The 20,954-nt window shown below is 74.0% G+C and carries 16 protein-coding genes; 7 read left to right on the top strand and 9 right to left on the bottom strand.

The features are described 5' to 3' along the window. Positions 1 to 27 precede the first annotated feature (27 nt). Complete coding sequence (locus tag ACZ55U_RS26915) at positions 28 to 2,274, top strand: 3-hydroxyacyl-CoA dehydrogenase NAD-binding domain-containing protein (RefSeq protein ID WP_465529847.1); 2,247 nt, start codon at positions 28 to 30, stop codon at positions 2,272 to 2,274. A 139-nt stretch (positions 2,275 to 2,413) separates the two neighbouring features. Here the strand turns inward: ACZ55U_RS26915 and ACZ55U_RS26910 are convergent, their stop codons facing one another. From ACZ55U_RS26910 to ACZ55U_RS26895, 4 genes are all read right to left on the bottom strand, one after another. Continuing rightward, positions 2,414 to 3,154: a MerR family transcriptional regulator gene (locus ACZ55U_RS26910; RefSeq protein ID WP_465529845.1), complete on the bottom strand. Its 741-nt coding sequence runs from the start codon at positions 3,152 to 3,154 to the stop codon at positions 2,414 to 2,416. 569 nt (positions 3,155 to 3,723) lie between these two features. Continuing rightward, positions 3,724 to 4,767 carry an isopenicillin N synthase family dioxygenase gene (locus tag ACZ55U_RS26905; RefSeq protein ID WP_465529843.1) on the bottom strand — a complete coding sequence of 348 codons (1,044 nt, stop codon included), beginning with the start codon at positions 4,765 to 4,767 and terminating at the stop codon, positions 3,724 to 3,726. A 442-nt stretch (positions 4,768 to 5,209) separates the two neighbouring features. Further along, the gene (locus tag ACZ55U_RS26900) at positions 5,210 to 5,857 is read right to left on the bottom strand and encodes a response regulator (RefSeq protein WP_465529841.1); all 648 of its coding nucleotides are present in this window, start codon (positions 5,855 to 5,857) and stop codon (positions 5,210 to 5,212) included. Continuing rightward, on the bottom strand, positions 5,809 to 7,260 hold the full coding sequence (locus ACZ55U_RS26895; RefSeq protein WP_465529839.1) for a sensor histidine kinase: 1,452 nt from the start codon (positions 7,258 to 7,260) through the stop codon (positions 5,809 to 5,811). Before ACZ55U_RS26895 ends, ACZ55U_RS26900 begins: the two co-directional genes overlap by 49 nt. Before the next feature lie 278 nt (positions 7,261 to 7,538). On the opposite strand from ACZ55U_RS26895, the gene ACZ55U_RS26890 reads away from it, so the two are divergent. Together ACZ55U_RS26890 and ACZ55U_RS26885 are read left to right on the top strand one after the other, a co-directional pair. Then, on the top strand, positions 7,539 to 8,252 hold the full coding sequence (locus ACZ55U_RS26890) for an ABC transporter ATP-binding protein (protein ID WP_465529837.1): 714 nt from the start codon (positions 7,539 to 7,541) through the stop codon (positions 8,250 to 8,252). After that, on the top strand, positions 8,249 to 10,642 hold the full coding sequence (locus ACZ55U_RS26885) for an FtsX-like permease family protein (protein ID WP_465529835.1): 2,394 nt from the start codon (positions 8,249 to 8,251) through the stop codon (positions 10,640 to 10,642). Before ACZ55U_RS26890 ends, ACZ55U_RS26885 begins: the two co-directional genes overlap by 4 nt. 237 nt (positions 10,643 to 10,879) lie before the next feature. Here the strand turns inward: ACZ55U_RS26885 and ACZ55U_RS26880 are convergent, their stop codons facing one another. The 3 genes from ACZ55U_RS26880 to ACZ55U_RS26870 all read right to left on the bottom strand — a co-directional run bounded on the left by ACZ55U_RS26880 (position 10,880) and on the right by ACZ55U_RS26870 (position 14,390). Continuing rightward, positions 10,880 to 11,638, bottom strand: coding sequence for a MerR family transcriptional regulator (locus ACZ55U_RS26880; RefSeq protein WP_465529833.1), 759 nt, complete (start codon positions 11,636 to 11,638; stop codon positions 10,880 to 10,882). A gap of 219 nt (positions 11,639 to 11,857) precedes the next feature. Beyond that, positions 11,858 to 12,928: a DUF2332 domain-containing protein gene (locus tag ACZ55U_RS26875; protein ID WP_465529831.1), complete on the bottom strand. Its 1,071-nt coding sequence runs from the start codon at positions 12,926 to 12,928 to the stop codon at positions 11,858 to 11,860. Between the two features lie 523 nt (positions 12,929 to 13,451). After that, on the bottom strand, positions 13,452 to 14,390 hold the full coding sequence (locus ACZ55U_RS26870; RefSeq protein ID WP_465529829.1) for a hypothetical protein: 939 nt from the start codon (positions 14,388 to 14,390) through the stop codon (positions 13,452 to 13,454). Between the two features lie 89 nt (positions 14,391 to 14,479). Between ACZ55U_RS26870 and ACZ55U_RS26865 the strand changes: the two genes are divergently transcribed. Then, on the top strand, positions 14,480 to 15,043 hold the full coding sequence (locus ACZ55U_RS26865; protein WP_465529827.1) for an ATP/GTP-binding protein: 564 nt from the start codon (positions 14,480 to 14,482) through the stop codon (positions 15,041 to 15,043). Between the two features lie 187 nt (positions 15,044 to 15,230). On the opposite strand, the gene ACZ55U_RS26860 is transcribed toward ACZ55U_RS26865, so the two are convergent. Continuing rightward, positions 15,231 to 15,821, bottom strand: a complete 591-nt coding sequence (locus ACZ55U_RS26860) for a DinB family protein (RefSeq protein WP_465529825.1) — start codon at positions 15,819 to 15,821, stop codon at positions 15,231 to 15,233. A 137-nt stretch (positions 15,822 to 15,958) separates the two neighbouring features. Between ACZ55U_RS26860 and ACZ55U_RS26855 the strand changes: the two genes are divergently transcribed. Further along, positions 15,959 to 16,798: a class I SAM-dependent methyltransferase gene (locus tag ACZ55U_RS26855; protein ID WP_465529823.1), complete on the top strand. Its 840-nt coding sequence runs from the start codon at positions 15,959 to 15,961 to the stop codon at positions 16,796 to 16,798. 148 nt (positions 16,799 to 16,946) lie between these two features. Here ACZ55U_RS26855 and ACZ55U_RS26850 read toward each other — a convergent pair whose 3' ends face one another. Next, positions 16,947 to 17,519 carry a dihydrofolate reductase family protein gene (locus ACZ55U_RS26850; RefSeq protein WP_465529821.1) on the bottom strand — a complete coding sequence of 191 codons (573 nt, stop codon included), beginning with the start codon at positions 17,517 to 17,519 and terminating at the stop codon, positions 16,947 to 16,949. Between the two features lie 752 nt (positions 17,520 to 18,271). Here ACZ55U_RS26850 and ACZ55U_RS26845 point away from each other — a divergent pair. Then, entirely contained in the window at positions 18,272 to 18,967 is a 696-nt protein-coding gene (locus tag ACZ55U_RS26845) for a hypothetical protein (RefSeq protein ID WP_465529819.1), read from the top strand. Between the two features lies 1 nt (position 18,968). Further along, complete coding sequence (locus ACZ55U_RS26840; protein WP_465529817.1) at positions 18,969 to 20,762, top strand: DNA polymerase Y family protein; 1,794 nt, start codon at positions 18,969 to 18,971, stop codon at positions 20,760 to 20,762. The last annotated feature ends 192 nt before the right edge of the window (positions 20,763 to 20,954 follow it).

Raw genomic sequence — 20,954 nt, 5'->3', positions numbered from 1 at the left:
CCTTCCCTCCCAGATCTGGAGCACCTGATGAGCGACACCACCACCATCCGCTGGGAGCAGGACCAGGACGGCGTGGTCACCCTCGTCCTCGACGACCCCGGCCAGTCCGTCAACACCATGAACGAGGCCTTCACCGCCGACTTCGAGACCGTCGTCGAGCGGCTGGCGGCGCTGGCCGCCTCGGACGCGCTGCGCGGCGTGGTGATCACCTCCGCCAAGAAGACCTTCTTCGCCGGGGGAGACCTGCGGATGCTCTCCGCCGCCCGCCCCGAGGACGCCGGGGCCGTCTTCGAGAAGTCGATGCGGATCAAGCGCGCGCTGCGCACGCTGGAGACCCTCGGCAAGCCGGTCGTCGCCGCCGTCAACGGCAGCGCGCTCGGGGGCGGGCTGGAGCTCGCCCTCGCCTGCCACCACCGGATCGCGCTCGACACCCCCGCCAGCCGGATCGGCCTGCCCGAGGTCACCCTCGGCCTGCTGCCGGGCGGCGGCGGAGTGGTCCGTACGGTACGGCTGTTCGGCATCACCGACGCCCTGCTGAAGTTCCTGCTCCAGGGCCGCCAGTACCGCCCGGCGCAGGCGCTGGAGCACGGACTGGTGCACGAACTGGTCGGGACACCGGAGGAGTTGACCGCCCGGGCGCGCGCCTGGATCGAGGCCAACCCGACCGCCGTCCAGCCCTGGGACGTCAAGGGGTACAAGATCCCCGGCGGCACCCCGGCCACCCCGGCCTTCGCGGCCAACCTGCCCGCCTTCCCCGCCAACCTGCGCAAGCAGCTGAACGGTGCGCCCTACCCGGCCCCGCGCAACGTGCTGGCCGCCGCCGTGGAGAGCGCCCAGGTGGACGTCGACACCGCGATGGCGATCGAGGCCCGCTACTTCACCGAGCTGGCCTGCGGGCAGACCAGCACGAACATGATCCAGGCGCTGTTCTTCGACATGCAGGCGGTCAACTCCGGCGCCGGGCGCCCGAAGGACGTCGAGAAGCGGCTGGTCCGCAAGGTCGCGGTGCTCGGTGCCGGGATGATGGGCGCGGGCATCGCCTACACCTGCGCCAAGGCCGGCATCGAGGTCGTGCTCAAGGACGTCAGCGTCGAGGCCGCCGAGCGCGGAAAGGCCTACTCCGAGGGGCTGTTGAACAAGGCCATCGCGCGCGGGCGCTCCACCGAGGCCGAGCGCGACGAGCTGCTCGCCCGGATCACCCCCACCGCCGACGCCGCCGACCTGGCCGGCTGCGACGCGGTGATCGAGGCGGTCTTCGAGAACACCGAGCTCAAGCACAAGGTGTTCCAGGAGATCGAGGGCGTGGTCGCCCCCGACGCGCTGCTCTGCTCCAACACCTCCACCCTGCCGATCGGGCTGCTCGCCGAAGGCGTCGAGCGCCAGGGCGACTTCATCGGGCTGCACTTCTTCTCGCCGGTCGACAAGATGCGCCTGGTCGAGATCATCCGCGGCCCGCGCACCGGGGACGAGGCGCTGGCCCGCGCCTTCGACCTGGTCCGGCAGATCGACCGGACCCCGATCGTGGTCAACGACTCCCGCGGCTTCTTCACCTCCCGGGTGATCGGCCAGTTCCTCAACGAGGGCGTCGCCATGGTCGGCGAGGGCATCCACCCGTCCAGCATCGAGCAGGCCGCCGCCCAGGCCGGCTACCCCGCCAAGGTGCTCTCCCTGATGGACGAGCTCACCCTCACCCTGCCGCGCAAGATCCGCGACGAGTACCGGCGCTCGGTGGAGGCCTCCGGCGGCACCTGGACCGCGCACCCGGCGGACGCGGTGATCGACCGGATGGTCGACGAGTTCGGCCGCCCCGGGCGCAGTGGTGGCGCGGGCTTCTACGAGTACGGCGAGGACGGCAAGCGCGGGCGGCTCTGGCCGGGGCTGCTGGAGCACTTCGGTGCTCCGTCGTCCGGGGCTTCGTCGGGTGTTCCGTCGTCCGGTGCCTCTTCGGCCGGCGTTCCTTCGGCCGGCGCCCCGTCGGACGTTCCCTTCGAGGACCTCAAGGAGCGGATGCTGTTCAGCGAGGCGCTGGACTCGGTGCGCTGCCTGGAGGAGGGCGTGCTGACCTCGGTCGCCGACGCCAACGTGGGCTCGATCCTCGGCATCGGCTTCCCGGCCTGGACGGGCGGTGTGTTCCAGTACATCAACGGGTACCCGGGCGGCCCGGCCGGCTTCGTGGCCCGCGCCCGGGAACTCGCCGCCGCGTACGGCGAGCGGTTCGCGCCGCCGGCGCTGCTGGAGCGGGTGGCGGCCGAGGGACGGACCTTCACGGACTGACCGGAGGGCGGGCGCGGGGGGTGGTCACTCGGGTTCCTGCCCGAGGTTGTCGCCCGGGTGCTTGCCCGGGTCCGGTGAGGCCGTGCGCCGCACGGCCTCACCGGGCTTCCGCCTTCCGCCTTCCGCCTTCCGCCTCCTGCTACTGGTCCTGGCGGAGTTCCTCGCCCAGTTCCTCCCGCAGGTACCGCTGGAAGGCCGTGACCAGCGCCTGCGCCACCATCGGCTGGATGTGGTCCGTCAACGCCTTCATCCGGGCCAGCTCCGCCGGCGCGGGCTCGCTCTCCCGGTACGGCTTCCACACCGTCTCGCGGAACAGCCGCTGCAACTCCCGCGCCGTCGCCCGGCTGTGCTCCAGCACGACCGACCGGGCGGCCAACAGCGTCTCCAGCGGAATCGGCACGTCCAGGATCCGCACGCCCAGCGGCAGCAGCCCCGGATCCACCCGGAACACCTCCGGATCCGCCGTCCGCTCCAGGGCGCCCATCGCGGTGAGGCGCTCGACCTGCTCCTCCGTCAGCCCCCGCCCGGCGCGCCGCTCCAGCTGCGCCCTGGTGGCCTCCTCCGGGGTCTCCGGCGTCCAGGACGCCACCAGGGCCCGGTGGATCGCCAGGTCCAGCGGCGTGCTGTCCTCCGGCAGCCGCGCCAGGTACCGCTCGATCGCGGCCAGGGTCAGCCCCTGGCGCTGCAACTCCTCGATCAGTCCCAGCCGGTCCAGGTGCGCCTCCCCGTACAGCCCCACGCGCCGAGGCCCGAGCTCCGGCGGCGGCAGCAGCCCCTTCGTCCCGTAGAACCGCACCGTCCGCACCGTCACCCCGGCCCGTGCCGCCAACTCGTCCACCGTCAGCCGCACCCCGGCCCCCACACCGCCGAGCTCCCCCATCCGCCACCTCCCGCACTGGCACACTTCTGCTGTGACAGCAGCAGTGTGACAGTGCCGGACGCACCGGTCCACCGAGGGGGCGGCGCCGGTCGGCCGGTCGGCTGGTCGCCTGGTCGCCCGGGCGGCGACGGAAGTCCGAAGGGGACGGCTCCGAAGGGGACGGCTCGGGGCGCTGGCACCGATCGGGACCAGGCCCGGTTGCGGCCGGACTCCCTCGCCTGCGCTCAGCGCCGCTCGAACACCCGCGGCTCGAACACCCGCGGCTCGAACACCCGCGGGGAGGACCCGTCCGTCCGCTGCCTCCCGTTAGCGATCCGCAAGCCCTGCACCACCTCCGGTGGCCGACGGTACGGGTGGCGGCGGGTGCGTTCGGAGGCGGGTGCGGACGGTGATGGGGACATCGGGGCGGGCCCCGGGTGGTACAGCTCGTCGTTCCTCGAAGGTGGAGCCGCAGGAAGAGGCCCGCACACCGACGCCCCTGCCACCGACCGGCGTCGGTTTCGGGCAAGGGCGTCGGGACAGCGGCAGGGCCGGGTCAGGGGTCGGCTTCGGACAGTGGTCGGGTGGTGTCAGGCCGGGGTGGGGTGGTGGCGGCGGGTGACTTCGGGGTGGGCTCGGGTGTAGCCCTTCCACTCGTTGAGGCCGAAGTCGGCGAAGAGCGGGTTGTCCGGGTCCTCGGTGGCGCCGGGGGCGTGGTGGGCGAGCGGGAAGTCCAGCGGCTCGATGTGGGCGTCGAGCCGGGGGTTGTAGAAGAACGGCACGGAGAAGCGCTCGCGGGCGCCGGGCGGGCTGACCACCCGGTGGCTGGTGGCCTTGAGGTAGCCGTCGGTGGCCACTTCCAGCAGCTCGCCGAGGTTGACGACGAAGGCGCCGTCGAGCGGCGGGACGTCGAGGAAGCTGCCGTCCGCGCGCTCGACCTGGAGGCCGCCGACGGTGTCCTGGAGCAGCAGGGTGATGAAGCCGTAGTCCTTGTGGGCGCCGACGCCCTGGCCGGCGCCGTCCGGGGCGGTGCCGGGGTAGCGCACCAGCTTGAGGCGCAGGTGGGGGTGGCCCGCGAAGGCCTCGTCGTAGAAGTCGGGGCGGGCGCCGATCGAGGTGAGGAGTTCGTGCAGCAGGCGGCGGGCGACCGCCCCGAGGTGGTCGATCCAGCCGAGCGCTGCGCTGCGCAGCTCGGGGAGCGCCGCGGGCCACTGGTTGGGCCCCTCCAGCCACCAGTACGGGGGCTCGCCGGTGCCGGGGACGTGCGGGGGCAGCTCGGCGCCGATGTCCAGCTGGTCGCGCCAGTCCTGGCTGCCGCCGGTGCGCTCGTCTCCGGTGCGGGTGTAACCCCGGTAGTGGGGGGAATTGAGGTTGCTCACGGCGAGGCGGTCCGCCTCGGGAAGCGCGAAGAAGGCGCGCATGGCCCGGGTGAGCGCGGCCGTCTCCTCCGGGGTGACCCCGTGGCCGACGAGCTGGAAGAAACCGACGCCGGTGGCTGCGGCGCGGAGCTCGTCGTGCAGTCGGCGGCGGTCGTCCGGGGTGCCGTCGGCGAGTGACAGGTCGATCACCGGGAGGGCGTCCGCCGGGGTGGAACCGGAGCCGGTCTCGGATATGGGCGTGTGCTGCTGCGTCATGTGTGACATCCGCTGGGTCTCGTCCCGACCGGTCCCGGTGGTCGACCGTGGACGGCCGGAGCATCCACCTGGTGCGGCGGGTGCTCCGGGAGTCGGGAGGTGGTGGCGGCCTGCGGGGCCGCCGTTGAGGGGTGGCGCGAGGTTCAGCCGGAGCGTCGACAGGACATGGTCGTCACGCGGAGCAGGTCCACGTGGCGGCGGCGAACAAGGATGAGCACCCCACCAGCCTAATTGACCGGTTCTGCGGCGGGGGAGCCCCGTGCGGCAGGGGCCACTCGCCACGTGCCGGTGGTCGGGCAGGTGGTGGTCGGGCACGTGGTGATCCGGCAGGTGGCGATCCGGTGCACGGTGGGGTGGCGGTGGGCGCGATGGTGGCTCCTTCCATGGGGGTCGGGGGACGCTGGGTCAGGGAGAGCTCTGTCCCCGGGGAGGCCGGGACGGCTCAGGAGTTGTTGAGGTAGGCCAGGACGGCCAGGACACGGCGGTTGTCGTCGTCGGAGGGCTGGAGGTCGAGCCGGACGAAGATCGACGCCGTGTGCTTGGCGACGGCCCGCTCGGTGATCACCAGCTGTTGCGCGATCGCCGCGTTGGACCGGCCCTCCGCCATCAGCGCCAGCACCTGCCGCTCTCGCGGGGAGAGGGTGGAGACCGGGCCGGCCGAGGAGTTGTGGGCGAGCAGGCGGGTGATCACCTCCGGATCCATCGCGGTGCCGCCTCCGGCGACCCGCTGGACGGCGTCGATGAACTGGGTGCCGTCCATCACCCGGTCCTTAAGCAGGTAGCCGATCCCGCCGGTGCTGCCGGCCAGCAGCTCGCGCGCGTACAGCTGCTCCACGAACTGCGACAGCACCAGGACGGGCAGACCCGGATGGGCCTGACGGGCAGCCAGGGCGGCACGCAGCCCCTCGTCGGTGAAGCTCGGCGGCAGCCGGACGTCGACCACCGCGATGTCGGGCCGGTCCGCGGCCACCGCGGCGAGCAGTTGCTCGCCGTCCTCCACCGCCGCGGTGACCTTCATGCCGTTGGCCTCCAGCAGCCTGGTCAGGCCGTCCCGGAGGAGGAAGAGGTCTTCGGCGATGACAACGCGCACGGGATCTCCAGGTTCACGATGGTCGGCCCGCCGGACGGGCTGCTGATCGCGAGCACCCCGTCGAAGGCGGCCAGTCGGCGTTCGGTTCCACTGAGGCCGGTTCCCCGGGACGGGTCGGCGCCTCCGCGCCCGTCGTCGGTGACCGATATCCTCAGCAGCCCGTCACTGTGCCCCATCTCGATCCACACGTGCGAGGCCCCGGCGTGCTTCACCACGTTGGCCAGCAGCTCCGTCACCGTGAAGTAAGCGGCCGACTCCACCGGCGCGGGAGCCCGGCCGGGAAGGTCGCCGGTGAAGCTGACCGGCAGCGGCAGGTCCAGCGCCGTCGCCCGCAGCGCGTCGGCCAGGCCACGGTCGGCGAGCACCGGTGGGTGGATGCCGCGGACCAGGTCCCGCAGCTCGCCGAGTGCCTTCACCGAGGACAGCCGGGCCTCGGCCAGCAGCGGTCCGACGGCGTTCGGGTCGTCCTTCAGCTGCTCGGCCACGGTCAGCAGCATGCCCAGTGCCACCAGCCGGGCCTGCGCTCCGTCGTGCAGGTCCCGCTCGATCCGGCGCAGCTCGGCCGCTCCGGCGTCGATGGTGTCCGCCCTGGTCCGCGCGAGGTGGTGGACCTGGCGGGCGAGTTCGGTCCGCCTGGACGGGCCGAGCAGCGCCCGAGCGGCCCGCTCGTGGATCCGCAGGGCCGGCGGGGCGGCCCACAGGGCGGCCAGCGGGGCGACGCACAGGCCCATCCCGTAGATGACGCCCAGCGCGACGAACCGCCCGTTCCGGCCGAAGACCTCGATGGTGACGGGAGCCAGCAGGACGGCCACCGCGGTGACCAGCACGGCGCCGCCGGCGAGCAGCGTCCACGCGAAGTCCCGCCAGGTCGCCGGGTCGGTGAGCCAGCCGCCGGCCCGCAGCCGCTGCCAGGGCCCGGCACCGGGCGCCCGGCGGTAGGGCACCGGGATCGGCCGCCCGCTCCACTTCCCGACGACCCGCCTGGTCTCCGCCGCGATCCAGCGGGCGCCGAACAGCCCGAGCAGCAACAGCGAGGGCGCCAGCCCGGCCGAGACGGACCGGCCGCCGGGCGCGGCACCGCCGTACAGGTGCGTCGCCAGCAGCGCTATCGTGCCCGGGGCGAACAGCGCGGCGCCGATCGCCCGGCCGCCGCCCCCGGTGGCCCAGCACAGCGCCCAGAGGGCGACCGGCGCCATCGGCACCGCCAGGACCAGCGGCCCGCCCGGGTGGAAGTCCGGATGGGGATCGTCGGGGCCGAACAGCGCGGCGGCCAGCAGGACCGGCGCGGCCAGCAGCGCGAGGAAGCCCGTCACCACCAGGGTCACCGCGTACCAGGCGCGCACCCCGTCCACGCAGGCCCGTCCGACCCTCTGGGCCGGCCCGCGCAGCGCTTCCGTGCCCATGGCGTGCCTCCTGTCCCTTCCGGAGCCCCCGTCCGGAGGGCTCGAAGCCGCGGTCCGGAGCCCCCCGTGGACCCCGGTTCCGATCTTTCGACGGGTCAGTCTGCCCGCCCGGGCCGCCCGGCGCTCTAGGCCTGAACACCCAGTTCGGGGTGTATCTGGATACACCCCGCAGAGACCGTCCAGACGGCTGTCGGCACCCCGCCGCCGATTCGTAGCGTGATGTTCCGTCAGCCGGTCCGGGCGGCCCCCCGCACCGGACCTCGAACGATGGAGGGCCCGTGAACGCGCCGATCATCCGGATCCGCGGCGTCAGCAAGACGTACGACCGATCCGACGCCGCCCGCCCCGCCCTGGCCGGGCTCGACCTGGAGGTCCGGGCCGGCGAGGCGCTGGCGGTGCTCGGCCGCTCGGGCAGCGGCAAGTCCACCCTGCTGAACCTGATCGCCGGCCTCGACCGCCCGAGCGAGGGTGAGGTGGAGGTGGACGGCGTGGCCGTGCACCGGCTCGGCGAGGCCGCGCTGGCGGAGTACCGGCGGCGGCGGATCGGCATGGTGTTCCAGTTCTTCAACCTGCTGGACGACCTGAACGCGGAGGACAACGTGCTGCTCCCCGCCCAGCTGGCCGGGATGCGGCGGGAGCGGGCCCGTGCCCGGGCGGGGGAGCTGCTGGAGCGGCTGGGGGTGGCGCGGCACGCCAAGGCCTTCCCGGGCAAGCTCTCCGGGGGCGAGCGCCAACGGGTCGCGGTGGCGCGCGCGTTGATGAACCGCCCGCCGCTGCTGCTGGCCGACGAGCCCACCGGGGCGCTGGACACCGCCTCGGCCGCGGACGTCCGCGACCTGCTGCGCGGGCTCAACGCGGAGGGCCAGACGATCCTGCTGGTCACCCACGACACCGCGCTCGCCGAGGCCTGCGCCGACCGGACGATCGAACTGCTCGACGGCCGGCTGGTCCGGGACACGGCGGCCGTGCCGGCGCCGGGCGGCGGCCGATGAGCGCGCTCGGCAGGGTGGTGCGCGCCGGGGTCGGCCGCCGGCGGGTGCAGACCCTGGTCATGGTGCTCACCACGATGATGTCCGTGACGGCGTGCATCCTCGCGCTCGGGTTGCTGGTCGCGGCCCAGGGTCCGTACCAGCGCTCCTTCGCCGCCCAGCACGGCGCCCACCTCAACGTGCTCTACGACCAGGCCGAGGCGGGCCCCGCCCAGCTCGCCTCGACGGCCCACGCACCCGGGGTGACGGCCTCGGCCGGCCCCTACCAGGCGGTCACCGTCCAGCCGCGCTCCGGCGACGGCACCCGGATCCCGCCGGCCGGGAGCCCGCTGCCGCCGGTGACGCTGGTCGGCCGCGCCCAGAGCGGCCCGCTGGACGACCTGCGGATCACCAACGGCCGCTGGATCGCCGGCCCGGGCGAGGTGGTGTTCCTGGACGGGCACTCGCCGCTGGCGGTCGGCGACAGCATGGCGTTCCCGGACCTGCCGGGGCACCCGACGCTCAAGGTCGTCGGCCTGGCGGCCTCGGTCTCCTGGAGCGCGGACGGCTGGGTCGCCCCGGAGCAGGTGGCCGGGCTGACGCCGCCCGGCACCACGCCGGCCGCCCAGTACCTCTACCGCTTCGCCCACGCCGAAGGCGACGCCGAGGTGGAGGCCGACCGTGCCGCGCTGGCCGCCGCGGTCCCGGGCGGCGCGCTCACCAAGGCCACCTCCTACCGGCCCGCCCAGGAGGAGGCGAACCGGACGGCCTCGACCTTCGTCCCCTTCGTCACGGCCTTCGGGGTGCTCGGTCTGGCCATGTCGGTGCTGATCATCGGCGTGGTGGTCAGCGGCACCGTCAGCGCCGCCACCCGGCGGATCGGCATCCTCAAGTCCCTGGGCTTCACCCCGACCCAGGTGGCACGCGCCTACGTCGCCCAGGCGCTGATCCCCGCCGGGGTCGGCACGGCGCTCGGGGTGCTCCTCGGCAACCTGCTGTCCGTGCCGGTCCTCGGGCTGGCCCACAAGGCGCTGCGCGGCGGACTGCTCGGGATACCGCTCTGGGTGGACGCCGTGGTCGCGGTGGCGGCCCTGGGGGCCGTGGCGGGCACCGCGCTGGTACCGGCGCTGCGGGCCGGGCGGCTGCGGACGGTGGAGGCGCTCGCGGTCGGCCGGACGGCGCCCGGCGCCAAACGGGCGGCCGCCCGCGGCGGGGCCGACGGGGCAGGGACCGCCGGCCTGCTGTCCCGGGCGCAGGACCTGATCGGGCGGCTGCCGCTGCCCCGGGCGCTCAGCCTCGGTCTGGCTTCCCCGCTCAACCGGCCGGGCCGCTCGGCGACCACCGGTGCCGCCGTGGTGCTCGGTACGGTCGGGGCCACCCTCTGCGTCGGCCTGACGCTCTCGCTGAGCTCCCTCCAGGACGGCCTGGCGGCCGACCGGGCGGGCAAAGTGGTGGTCCAGCCCCCGATCGAGGGCTCCACGCAGCCCGTCGACCACGTGGACGAGGCGGCCGTGGCCAAGGCGATCGACTCCCGTCCCGGCACCCGGGCCTGGTACAGCAGTGTCTCGACCCCGGTCGCCCTCGCGGGCAGTACCGGTCGCTCCGAAGTGGTGGCGTTCGGCGGCGACGCTTCCTGGAGCGGGTTCCAACTGGTCTCCGGCCGCTGGTTCCACGGCCCCGGCGAGGTCGTGGTGGCCGCCGCCTTCCTGCGGGCCAACCAGGCGAAGGTCGGGGACACCGTCACCCTCACCGACCACGGGCGCAGCGCCCCGGCGAAGATCACCGGAGAGGTGCTGACCACCAAAGACCTGGTGTTCACGGACCGGTCCACGCTGGCACCGCTCGGCGGTGCGATCCACCCCGAGGCGCTCTCCTTCCACATCGACCTCACCCCCGGCACCGACGCGCAGGCCTACGCCGACGGGCTGGACCAGGCCGTGAAGCCGCTGGGCCTGGGTGCCGAACCCGGTGAGGATCACATCAACATCGTGGTGCTGGCGATGAACACCCTGGCGGGCGTGCTCACGCTGCTGCTCTCGGTGGTGGCGGGGCTCGGGGTGCTCAACACCGTGCTGCTGGACACCCGGGAACGGGTGCACGACCTCGGGGTGCTCAAGGCACTCGGGATGTCACCCCGGCAGACCGTCGGCATGGTGCTCACCTCGGTCTGCGGAAGCGGGCTGGTGGCAGGGCTGATCGGGGTCCCGATAGGCATCCTGGTGCACCACCAGGTGATGCCCGCGATGGCCCGGGCCGCCGGGATCGGGATGCCGGACGCCGACCTCACCGTGTTCGCTCCGTCGGTGACGGGGCCGCTGATACTCGGCGGCCTGGTGCTGGGCCTGCTCGGTGCCGCCCTCCCGGCCACCTGGGCGGCCCGTACCCGGACGGTCACGGCGCTGCGGACGGAGTGACGGCCGGGGGAGGGAGGGCCAGGAGAGAAGCAGGCCGGCGCCCGAGGTCCTGCCCAGGAGCCTCCCGTATGGCTCCCGGGCAGGACCAGTCCAGGAAGGCCGGGCCCAGCCAGGTCCAGCCCGGCCCTGGTCAGGTCACTTCGACCTGACCTGACCCGACCCGACCCGACCCGACCTGACCCGACCTGACCTGACCCGACCTGGCCCGACCTGCCCCCGGCGTCGGCCAGTGCCGACTCAGGACAGCCGCGCCGCCGCGTACGCCTCCATGGCGGCACGCTGGAACGCCGCCAGGCCAGGGGCGATGGCCTCGTACGCGGCGCTCCACTGCTCGTTCTCGGTGCAGGAACGGGCGATCGCCAGGTACTCCTCGGTCGTGACCGACCGGATGGTGCCGAGCAGCCGGTACTCCTCGTCGATCCTGCTCTGAACGGGCTCGGCATCGGCCGGGTGGCCGGCCGCCATCAGCTCCGCCAGGCGGATCATGCGGGCGGTTCGCTCGCGCTGCCCGGCCTCGATCTCGGCCGGGGTCATCGCGGCGGTCGCCTGTCGGGTGGCCTCGGCGTGCTCGGGGAAGTCGCGCAGGCTCGCGTCGACGTCCTCGGGCTGGATGCCCTCGAACAGGTTCTCGGGGCGGTTGATGGTCATGGGCGTGCCGTCCTTCCGTGAGCGTTCCAGGTCGGCGATCGTGCGGGACACGGTGGCGGCCAGGGCGTCGAGTCGGTCGCGCTCGGCGACCAGCCGCCGCCGGTGGCCCCGTAGGGCCTCCAACTCGTCCACCTGATCGCCCAGGATCCGGGCGATCTCGGTGAGCCCCACACCCAGGGCCCGCAGTACCAGGATCTGCTGCAGCTGGAGCAACTGCCGTTCCTCGTAGTAGCGGTGGCCGTTGGAACCGACCCAGGCCGGGGGGAGCAGTCCGATCTCGTCGTAGTGCCGCAGGGTCCGGGCTGTCACGCCCGACATCCGGGCGACCTCCGCGATAGGCCAGGCCATTGCTGCCTCCCTCGTTCCCACGTCCCGATGTTCCAACGTGCCGAAGTCCCCACGTTCGCTGGGACCGGGGCCGGAGTCTCCGGCCCTGGTCACGACGGTAGAAGCTGCCGTTGCGGCAGCTTCAAGCCCCAGACCCGTCGCGTCCGGCGCCCATGCTGCTCCGCCCTGCTCGACCCACCTCGCTCCGCCCCGCCCACCCGACCTTGCTCCGCCTGCGGTCTACTCCTCGCCGAACCAGTCCAGGGACTGCCCGTGCGGCCCGGTGAAGGCCACCGGCCGTTCGTCCAGGGCGAGCGCGAACAACCCGGAGCCGGCCGGGGCCGGACGGGGTAGGCGTTGGGCCACGGTCGGCAGGACCGAGACCGCCTCGTTGGAGATCCAGTGCCCGGGCAGCTCGCGCATGGTCACCGCGAACGCCTCCCGGTCCTCCGGGGACAGGTAGGCGAGCACTGCGCTGTGGAACACCACCGGCGTCGCGCCCGCCGGGGCTTGTGCCACCAACTCCCGCACCGTCGCGTTGAGATCGCCGCGCACCAGCAGCGGGGGTTCGGCCCGGGCGACTCGGACGGCGCCGCGCAACCGGTCCAGCCGGTGGGTCTGTTCGGGCCAGACCAGCGACTCCAGCCAGCGCATGTCCGCCTCGGCCCGCACGTCCAGCGGATTGAGGTCGATCCCGGCCCGCCACACCACCTCGGGCAGCCGCTCCCGCAGGGAGTCGGTGAGCGGCACCGGTCCGCTCACCACGCAGTCCAGCGTCACCGGGCTCGCCACGGCGCCGAACTCGGCCACTGGGGCGCCGGTCCGGCTCGCGTGCCCGCGCCCACTCACGCTCCCGAGTCCGCCTCCGCCTCCGCCTCCGTCCCCGTCCTGCTCCCCGGACAGGTAGCGGTAGCGGTACCGGTCCGGGTACAGGCAGAGCCCGGCCGAGGCGCCCACCTCGATCAGCGCGAGCGGCTGCGGCAACGTGGCCAGCAGCGGCAGCAGGGTGGCGCAGCGGCCGGCCTCGTTGGTCTGGGTCCGTCGCTCCAGCATCGTCGCCGAGACCTCGGCCCAGTGCGCCGTCGTCCAGTCGCGGAAGGCCGACCAGCCTTCCGTCACCGGCCCGTCCAGGTGCCGGACCGCGCCGAACAGCAGGTTCGGCTGCCGCTTCGTGGCCGGAAGGCCGTCCAGCAGCACGCACAACTGTCCGTCCCCGGCTACGTGTTCGGCCAGGTGCTGGTAGACCGGTGAGTTGCCGCGCGCCTCCCGCTCCGCGAACGCCCGGTAGAGCTCGCCTGTAACGCCGTTCATCCCTCGTGTGTCCCTTCCGACGCCCCTTCGAGTGGCCGAACCGGCACAGCCTACGCCCGGTCCACGAACCGACTCCGGGAGGCGACACAGCCATGCCGCCGACGCGGCCGTGCCGCCGACGCGACCGGCGAGATCGGCTGGGACATCTCAGCGGACTCCACCATCGTGCGCGCCCATCGCCCCAGAGGTCCCGGAAGGAAACCCGAGGTCCGTCCGGGTTCGAACGGCCGAGTGGGCATTGGCCGCGGGTACCGGGGCCAGCCGCGCTGCCCAGGCGACTACGGGGGTCCAGCCGGGCGGGTCCAGGCGGGAGTGGTGGGGCAGTGCGATGCCGTGATCGACCGCGAGTCAAGGGTCCGCGCCCCTGATGGTCGGCCGGGGAGGTCCTGGGCCGGGCACCGGTGCCGTCCCGAGGCGGGGTGCGGCGAGGCACTCGCACGGCGGCGGGGTCCGCACCGTCCGCCCTGGTCCCGTCCCGTCCTGGTCCCGTACCGCCCTGTTCCCGTACCGCTCGGGCGCACGGCTACGGCAGCGTGACCACGTCGACGTTCCACTGCTTCGGCAGGTCCGTGTCGCAGAAGGCGCAGACGTAGTGCTCCTCGCGCACGAGGTTGCACCGGGCGCACCGTGGGCAGCGGCGGAAGACCGCCGCGTACGTGAAGTCGCCGGGGTGAGGCAGTCCGAGGCGGGCGAGGGCGGAGGCGACGGCGGGCCAGGAGCTGGTGTCGGGGCAGTAGCCGGTGGAGTGGTTGCTGACCGTCTCGACCTCCCATCCGTCCCCCGCGCGCCGGAACCCGATCTCCCCGGCGCCCAGCACCAACTCGCCGCCCGTGCAGGCCACATGCTCACTGCGGCGTGGAGCCGTCCGCAGCGTGCCGCCGAGGTCGACCACGAAGGTGAACGGTTCCGCGAGCTCCGCCACCGTCCGGGCCTCCGCCCAGGCGGCGAACTCGCCCGGGGTGCGAAGCGGTTGACCACCCGGTCCGTCGGCGCCCGGCCGCAGCTCCGGAGGCCCCGCGTACCGGTAGGCCCGTCCGAACCCGTCCGTCACCTCGGCCGCGACTCCCCGCTCGGCCAGCCGCACCCGCCAGTACGCCATCTCGACGGCCGTTCCGCCCACGCCGAAGCCCTCCAGCTCGGCGAGGAGTTCCCGTACCTTCCGGAGCCCCGCCCCCGAGACCTCGCGGAGGACCCGGAGCACGGTCACCGGATCGTCGAGCGGCTCGGTCAGCCGGAGGCGGGCCGGCCCGTGGGTGGTCAGCAGCACCTCGCGGACCTCCTGTGGCGCCGGCCCCGAACTCCAGTCCTCGCAGCAGGTGGCGCCGCACTGCGGGCAGGAGCGCTCGGCGTCCCACCACAACTCACTGCCACGCATCAGGAACTGCCCGACGCTCCGGACGGCGGCGCCCCCGTAGTCCGTGCACCGGACGGCCGTCCTCACGCTCTGTTCCCGTCCCGCCATGCCCGACACCCTACGGCGCCCCTCCGGCCGCCCCGCCTCGTCCGCCCCACCCCGGCCACCCGCCACCCCCTGGCCCGTAGGGTGCGGGAATGAAGCGCTACCTGCTGACCGGCACCCCGGGGGCCGGCAAGACGGCGATCCTGCGCCGGCTGGAGTACGAGGGCTACCCGGTGGTCGAGGAGGCCGCCACGGACGTCATCGCGCTGCGGCAGGCCCAGGGTGAGCCCGAGCCGTGGACGGACCCGTCGTTCGTGGACGCGGTGGTCGCCCTGCAACGGCGGCGGCAGGAGTGGGCCGTCGGCCCGCCGGAGGAGGTGCGGTTCTTCGACCGCTCGCCGGTGTGCACGTACGCCCTGGCGGTGTACCTCGGCCATCCGGTGACTCCGGACCTCGCCCGGGAACTCGACCGGGTCCGGGCGGAGGAGGTCTATGAGCGCCGGGTGTTCTTCGTGGAGAGCCCGGGCTTCGTCACGCCGACCGAGGCGCGGCGCATCTCGTACGAGGAGTCGCTGCGGTTCGAGCGGATCCACCGGGAGGCCTACGCCGAGTTCGGGTACGAGTGCGTCCCGATCGCCCCGGGCCCCCTCGCCGACCGCGCGGCGGCCGTCGTACGACACCTCGGCACAGCCACCCGTGAACCGGCCGCCCCGTAAACCGGCCACCCCCTCCCTGACCCAGCCGTCCGAGGCCCAGCCGTCCCATGGCCCAGCCGCCTCATGAGACAGCGACCCCCGCCCCGGGCACAGCAGCCGCACCCGCTGCGCCCCTGCCCGCCCGTCCGCCCGTCCCGCCCGTCCGTCCGGAAGACCGGAGGCCTGCGGCGCGGGCACGGGCAAGGGCTCAGACGAGTCCGCCGGCCTCCAGCGCCGCCTGTTCCACGCGGTCGTGGTGGGCCCGCCACCAGTCGGCGTCGCCGGGGGCGGTGTTGGCGCCGTCGGAGCGCTGGCCGGTGGCGCCGTCCACGAGTTCGCGGACCAGGTCGGCGTGGCCGACGTGGCGGTGGGTCTCGGCGATCATGTGGACGAGGACCCGGTGCAGGGTCTGCTCGTGGCGGGCGCCGAACGGCACCTTGCCGACGGCGTCCAGCGGCAGGGCCTCGATGGTGGCGTCGGAGTGCGCCCAGACCCTCCGGTAGCGCCCGACGATCTCCTCGGTGCTCTCGTCCGCCCGCGCCCACATGTCGCCGTTCGGCTCGGTCTGGCCGGTGATCCACACCGGGGCCGGCTCGGGGAAGGGGCGTCCGAAGGTGTCGCCGAAGTACAGCGCCTCGGCGCCGGTGACGTGCTTGACCAGGCCCAGCAGGTTGGTTCCGGTGGGCGTGAGCGGGCGGCGCAGGTCGTACTCGGAGAGGCCTTCGAGCTTCCAGAGCAGGGCGTCGCGGGCGTCCTGGATGTAGATCCGCAGATCGTTCTTGTCATCTGTCGCTGTCATGGGATCAGTCTGTTGATCACGGGGCGCCTGTCCATCGATTTCCGATCCGGCCCGGCCCCGGCGGAGCCTCAACCCGTGCCATGATCGGGCGAGTTCACTTGCGAACCGAAACCCTGGCAGAAGGAAGAGGAACGGTCATGACCGGCGACACCTGGTCCTGGGACGAGACGCTGTTCGCCGGAACGGCAGCCCACTACACGCGCGGCAGGCACCCGTACGCCCCCGGGCTGGCGCAGGCGCTGGCCGAGGCGCTGGGGCTCGACGGGCGGGGGCGGCTGCTCGACGTGGGGTGCGGGCCGGGGACACTGGCGCTGGGGCTGGCAGACCTGTTCACCGAGGTCGTCGGGGTGGACCCGGACGCGGGGATGATCGCCGAGGCGCGGCGGGCGGGTGCGGGTGAGTCCAAGGCCACCTGGGTGCGGGCCCGGGCCGAGGAACTGCCGCCGGACCTCGGCACCTTCACCCTGGCGACCTTCGGCCAGTCCTTCCACTGGATGGACCGCGACCTGGTGGCGGCGACCGTACGGGGCCTGCTGCGGCCCGGCGGCGCCCTGGCGCACATCTCGGACCTGAAGGGCGAACCGCGACCCACCGAGGGGCTGCCGCACCCGCCGGTGCCGCACGCCGAGATCGGCGAGCTGGTGCGGCGCTACCTCGGCCCGGTCCGCCGCGCCGGGCAGGGGCTGCTGCCGCACGGCACGCCGGGCGACGAGGCCGCCGTCCTCGCCCGGGCGGGCTTCACCGGCCCGCAACGGATCGTCGTCCCGGGCGGGCAGCCGCTGGAGCGTACGGCCGACGACGCGGTCTCGGGCGTCTTCTCGCTCTCCTCCTCGGCCCCGCACCTCTTCGCGGAGCGTGGCCCGGCCTTCGAGGCGGACCTCCGCCGGCTCCTCGCCCGGGCCTCGCCGTCGGGCCTCTTCTCGGAGCGTCAGCCGAGCACCGAGGTGTTCGTCTGGCGCACCACACAGGAGCGTTGACGAGCCGGACCACCCCGAGCCGGCCCTCGACCACCCTGATCCGGACCACCCCAAGCCGACCCTGATCCGGACCACCCCGATTCCGGCCCCGTCCAAGCCCGGTCCCGCACCGTCCGCTCTGTCCGCCCCGTCCGCTCTGTCCGTCCCGTCAGTGGACGACGTCGAAGACCTGCTTCTGAAGGCCGTTCCCGTACGTCTCGTGCTCGACCAGCTTCAGCTTCTGGGTGTCCTTGTCCGTCGTGCTGAACAGGCGCTTGCCGGCGCCCAGCAGCAGCGGGAAGACGAGCAGGTGGTAGCGGTCGATCAGGCCGGCGTCCGAGAGGGCGCGGTTCAGGGCGGCACTGCCGTGGACGATGATCGGGCCGCCCTCGGTCTCCTTCAGCGCGGCGACCTCGTCGAGCGAGCGCAGGATGGTGGTCTCGCCCCAGTTCGGCACCAGGTCGTCCTCGGTGAGGGTGGTCGAGACGACGTACTTCGGCAGCGTCTTGTAGCGGGCGAACTCGGGCATGTCCGGCCACACCGGGCTGAACGCCTGGTAGCTGACCCGGCCCAGCAGCATCGCGGCGGCCTCCTCCTGCTCCCGTCCCTTGATCTCGAACGCCTCGGGGAGGAAGTCGATGTCCTTGAAGGTCCAACCGGAGTTGCGGTAACCGGGTTCACCGCCGGGGCCCTCGACGACGCCGTCGAGGGAGATGAAGGCGGTGCTGATCAGGGTGCGCATGGGTGGTTCCTCGATTCTCGTGGAGTCTGTGTTCGAAAGCTTCGTAGCTTCGTGAGCTCCGAGGGCTCTGAAGGCTCCGAAGCCCCGAAGTGCCCTGGAAGCTCCGGAAGTCCGGAAGAACTGCCGGGCCGTCGGTTCCGTCGGCTTCGTCGGTTCCGAAAGTCAGTGAGGACCCCGGCCGGCCACCCCTGCCAGGCGGCCTCCGCCCCCCTCCGGAGCAGCCCCGGCCTCCTGCACCAGCCGGGAGCCTAGTGCCAGCAGCCGGCGGGCGGAGAGCTGGTCGGGGGAGTGGGCGGGGTCCGGGCTCACGGCGACTTCCAGCACCGTGCCAGCCTGCGACCGGCAAAAAATTCGTCAAGGAGAAATCCCTTGTCGGTACCCCGCCCGGACGCGCCCGTCACCCCTTCGGACGGGTCCCGTCACCCCTCCGGGCGAGTGCCATCGCCCGCCCGACGGTGGCGGCGCGGAAGGCGTGGCGAGGGGCGTGGCCTCGCACCGGCCGAGTCCGTGCGCGAGGCGGCCTCGGCAGCGACGTCGTCACGGAGAGTGACGAGCGAGGCGGGTGATCGGACTTGAATCTTTGCGAACGAATGTTCGATCCTGGGGTTGTGCCCGTTTTCGAATCTGTTTTCGAATCCACCGCCGAGCAGCCCGCACGTCCCCTGCTCCGCCCGGTGGCGTCCCCGGCTGCCGCGCCGGGGGAACGGGGGGAGCGAGAGGGGCGGGCGGCGGAGCCCCGGGGCCTGCTGCCGGTGCCGCCCGCACTGCGGGAGGTGCTACCCGAGGCCGGGTTGCGCCGGGGGACGGCGGTGTCGGTGGCGGGCGGGGACACCGGGCTGCTGCTGGCGCTCGCCGCCGGGGTGAAGGAGACCGAGGGCGGCTGGGCCGCGGCGGTCGGACTGCCGGACCTGGGACTGGCCGCCGCCGAGGGGTACGGGCTGGACCTGCGGCGGCTGCTGGTCGCGGACGACCCGGGACCGCACTGGGCCGAGGTGGTGTCGGTGCTGGCCGGCGCGGTCGAGCTGATCATGCTGCGCCCGTCCGGGCCGGTGCCGTCGAAGCTGGCCGCCCGGTTGGCGGCGGTGCTGCGGCGCAGCGGTTGCGTCCTGCTGGTCGCCGGGCCGTGGCCGGGCGCGGTGCTGCGGCTGGGGGTGCGCTCCGGGCGCTGGTTCGGGCTGGGCGACGGCCACGGGCAGCTCACCGGTCGCCAGGTGGAGGTGGTGGCCGAGGGGCGCGGCTCGGCGGTGCGCGGCCGGACGGCCCGGCTCTGGCTGCCGGACGAGAACGGCGCGGCGCGCCCGCTCCAAGAGCAGCCATTCCAGGAGTTGCCGCTCAAGGAGCAGCCGTTCCAGGAGCTGCCCTTCCGGGAGCTGCCGCTTCGGGAACAGCTGCAGCCGGGAGTGGAACTGGCGGCGCGGGCGGCACCCAGAGTGGCGGCGGTGGTCTGAGATGGCGGACGACAGAACCCCCCGGGTGCTGGTGGTCTGGTGCCCGGACTGGCCGGTGGTGGCCGTCACCGGTGACGATCCGGTGGCGGTGACCGAGGGCGGGCGGATCCTCGCCTGCTCGGCGGGCGCCCGGGCGGCCGGGGTGCGGCAGGGGCAGCGGCTCAAGCTGGCCCAGCGGCTCTGCCCGGAGCTGGAGCTGCGCGACCGCGATCCGGAGGCGGAGACCCGCCGCTTCGAACCGGTGGTCGCGGCGGTGGAGGCGTTCACGCCCCGGGTGGAGGTGATCCGCCCGGGCCTGTGCGCGATCCCGGTGAAGGGCCCGGGCCGCTACTTCGGCGGCGAGGAGGCATTGGCCGACAAGGTCGGCCGCGCGGTGGCGGACGCCCTCGGGCAGCCGCTCCTCCCGGACGCCGCCCCGGGCGCGGTGGCCGTCGAGGGCTCGAACACCGCCCAGGCCTCGAACACCTCCCAAGCCCCGGCGACCGCCCAAGCCCAGAACACCGCCCAGAACCCGGTCACCACCCAGACCCCGAACACCGCCCAGACCCCGGACGCAGCCACAGCCGCCTCCGCAGCCCAGGGCACGGCAGAAGCCGAGGCCACAACCACACCCGAAGCCCCAACCACAGCCCCCGTCGGGGAGCAGCGGGCAGCCGCCCCGCAAGCCCAGGTGGGCGTCGCCGACGGCCTGTTCGCCGCCGTGCTCGCCGCCCGGGCCGGGGTGCTGGTCCCGGCCGGCCGGACGGCGGAGTTCCTCGCCCCGTACCCGGTGAGCGCGCTGGGCGACGAGGCGCTGGCCGAGTTGCTCGGGCGGCTCGGCCTGTCCACCGTCGGGGCCTTCGCCGCGCTGCCGGCCGAGTCGGTCGCGGACCGCTTCGGCCCGTCCGGGACGGTCGCGCACCGGCTGGCCCGCGGCTTGCAGCCGCGCCCGCTGGTGCCGCGCGACGAGGAGCCGGACCTCGCCGTCGAACAGCGCTTCGACCCGCCGGAGCCGCTGGCGGAACCGCTGGTGTTCGTCGCCCGCGCGCTGGCCGAGCAGCTGCACCAGCGGCTGGCCGGGGCCGGGCTGACCTGCCGCCGGGTGGCCGTCGAAGTGGCCTGCGCGGACGGCCGGACGGCCTCCCGGCTGTGGCGGCACGAGGGGCGGCTGTCCGCGACGGCGCTGGCCGAGCGGGTCCGCTGGCAACTCCAGGCCTGGCAGGGCGCGGGCACCTTCGCGGACGGTGACCAGTCGGGCTTCACCCTGCTCCGGCTGGCCCCCGATGGCCTCTCCCCGGACCAGGGCCGCCAGCTCGCCCTGTGGGGCCAGGCCGTCGCGGACGACCGGGTGGAGCGCGCGGTCGCCCGGGTGCAGGCGGTGCTCGGGCACGCCGGGCTGCGGCGGATCGAGCCGGCCGGCGGGCGCGGTCCGGGCGAGCAGGTGGTCAAGGTGCCGTGGGGCGAGCCGTACGAGGCGGCGGTGCCGGCCGACGCGCCCTGGCCCGGGCGGCTGCCCGAGGTGTGGCCCGCCGTGGTGTTGCGGGAGCCGGCACCGGTGCGGGTGCTCGACGGGGCCGGGCGACCGGTGACGGTGGACGGCCGGGCGGGGGTGTCGGCCCGGCCGGCCCTGGTGGTGGTCCGGGGGCGGGAGGAGCGGGTGGACGGCTGGACCGGGCCCTGGCCGGCGGTCGAGTACTGGTGGGACCAGTCGACGGCCCGCCGCCGGGCGCGGTTCCAGGTCGTGGTGGGCGGCGGCCGGGCGCTGCTGCTCACCGTGGAGGGGGGTGCCTGGTACCTGGAGGCCGGCTACGACTAGCGGTCCCGCACCCCGGAACGCAGCGCAGAGCCACCCGGAACGCAGAGACCAGCCGGAAACGCAGAGTCACCCGGAACGCGGAGACCAGCCGGAACGCGGAGCCGGGACGCGAAGCCCGGAGCGCGGAGACCAGCCGGGACGCAGAACCCGGAAGCGGGACCGACCCGGCACCCAGGGGGGAGCAGGAACGAG

Source organism: Kitasatospora sp. NPDC034533 (genome assembly GCF_055575155.1).
Note: the sequence above shows the minus strand (reverse complement) of the source record. Positions and strands in the feature narration are given on the sequence as shown.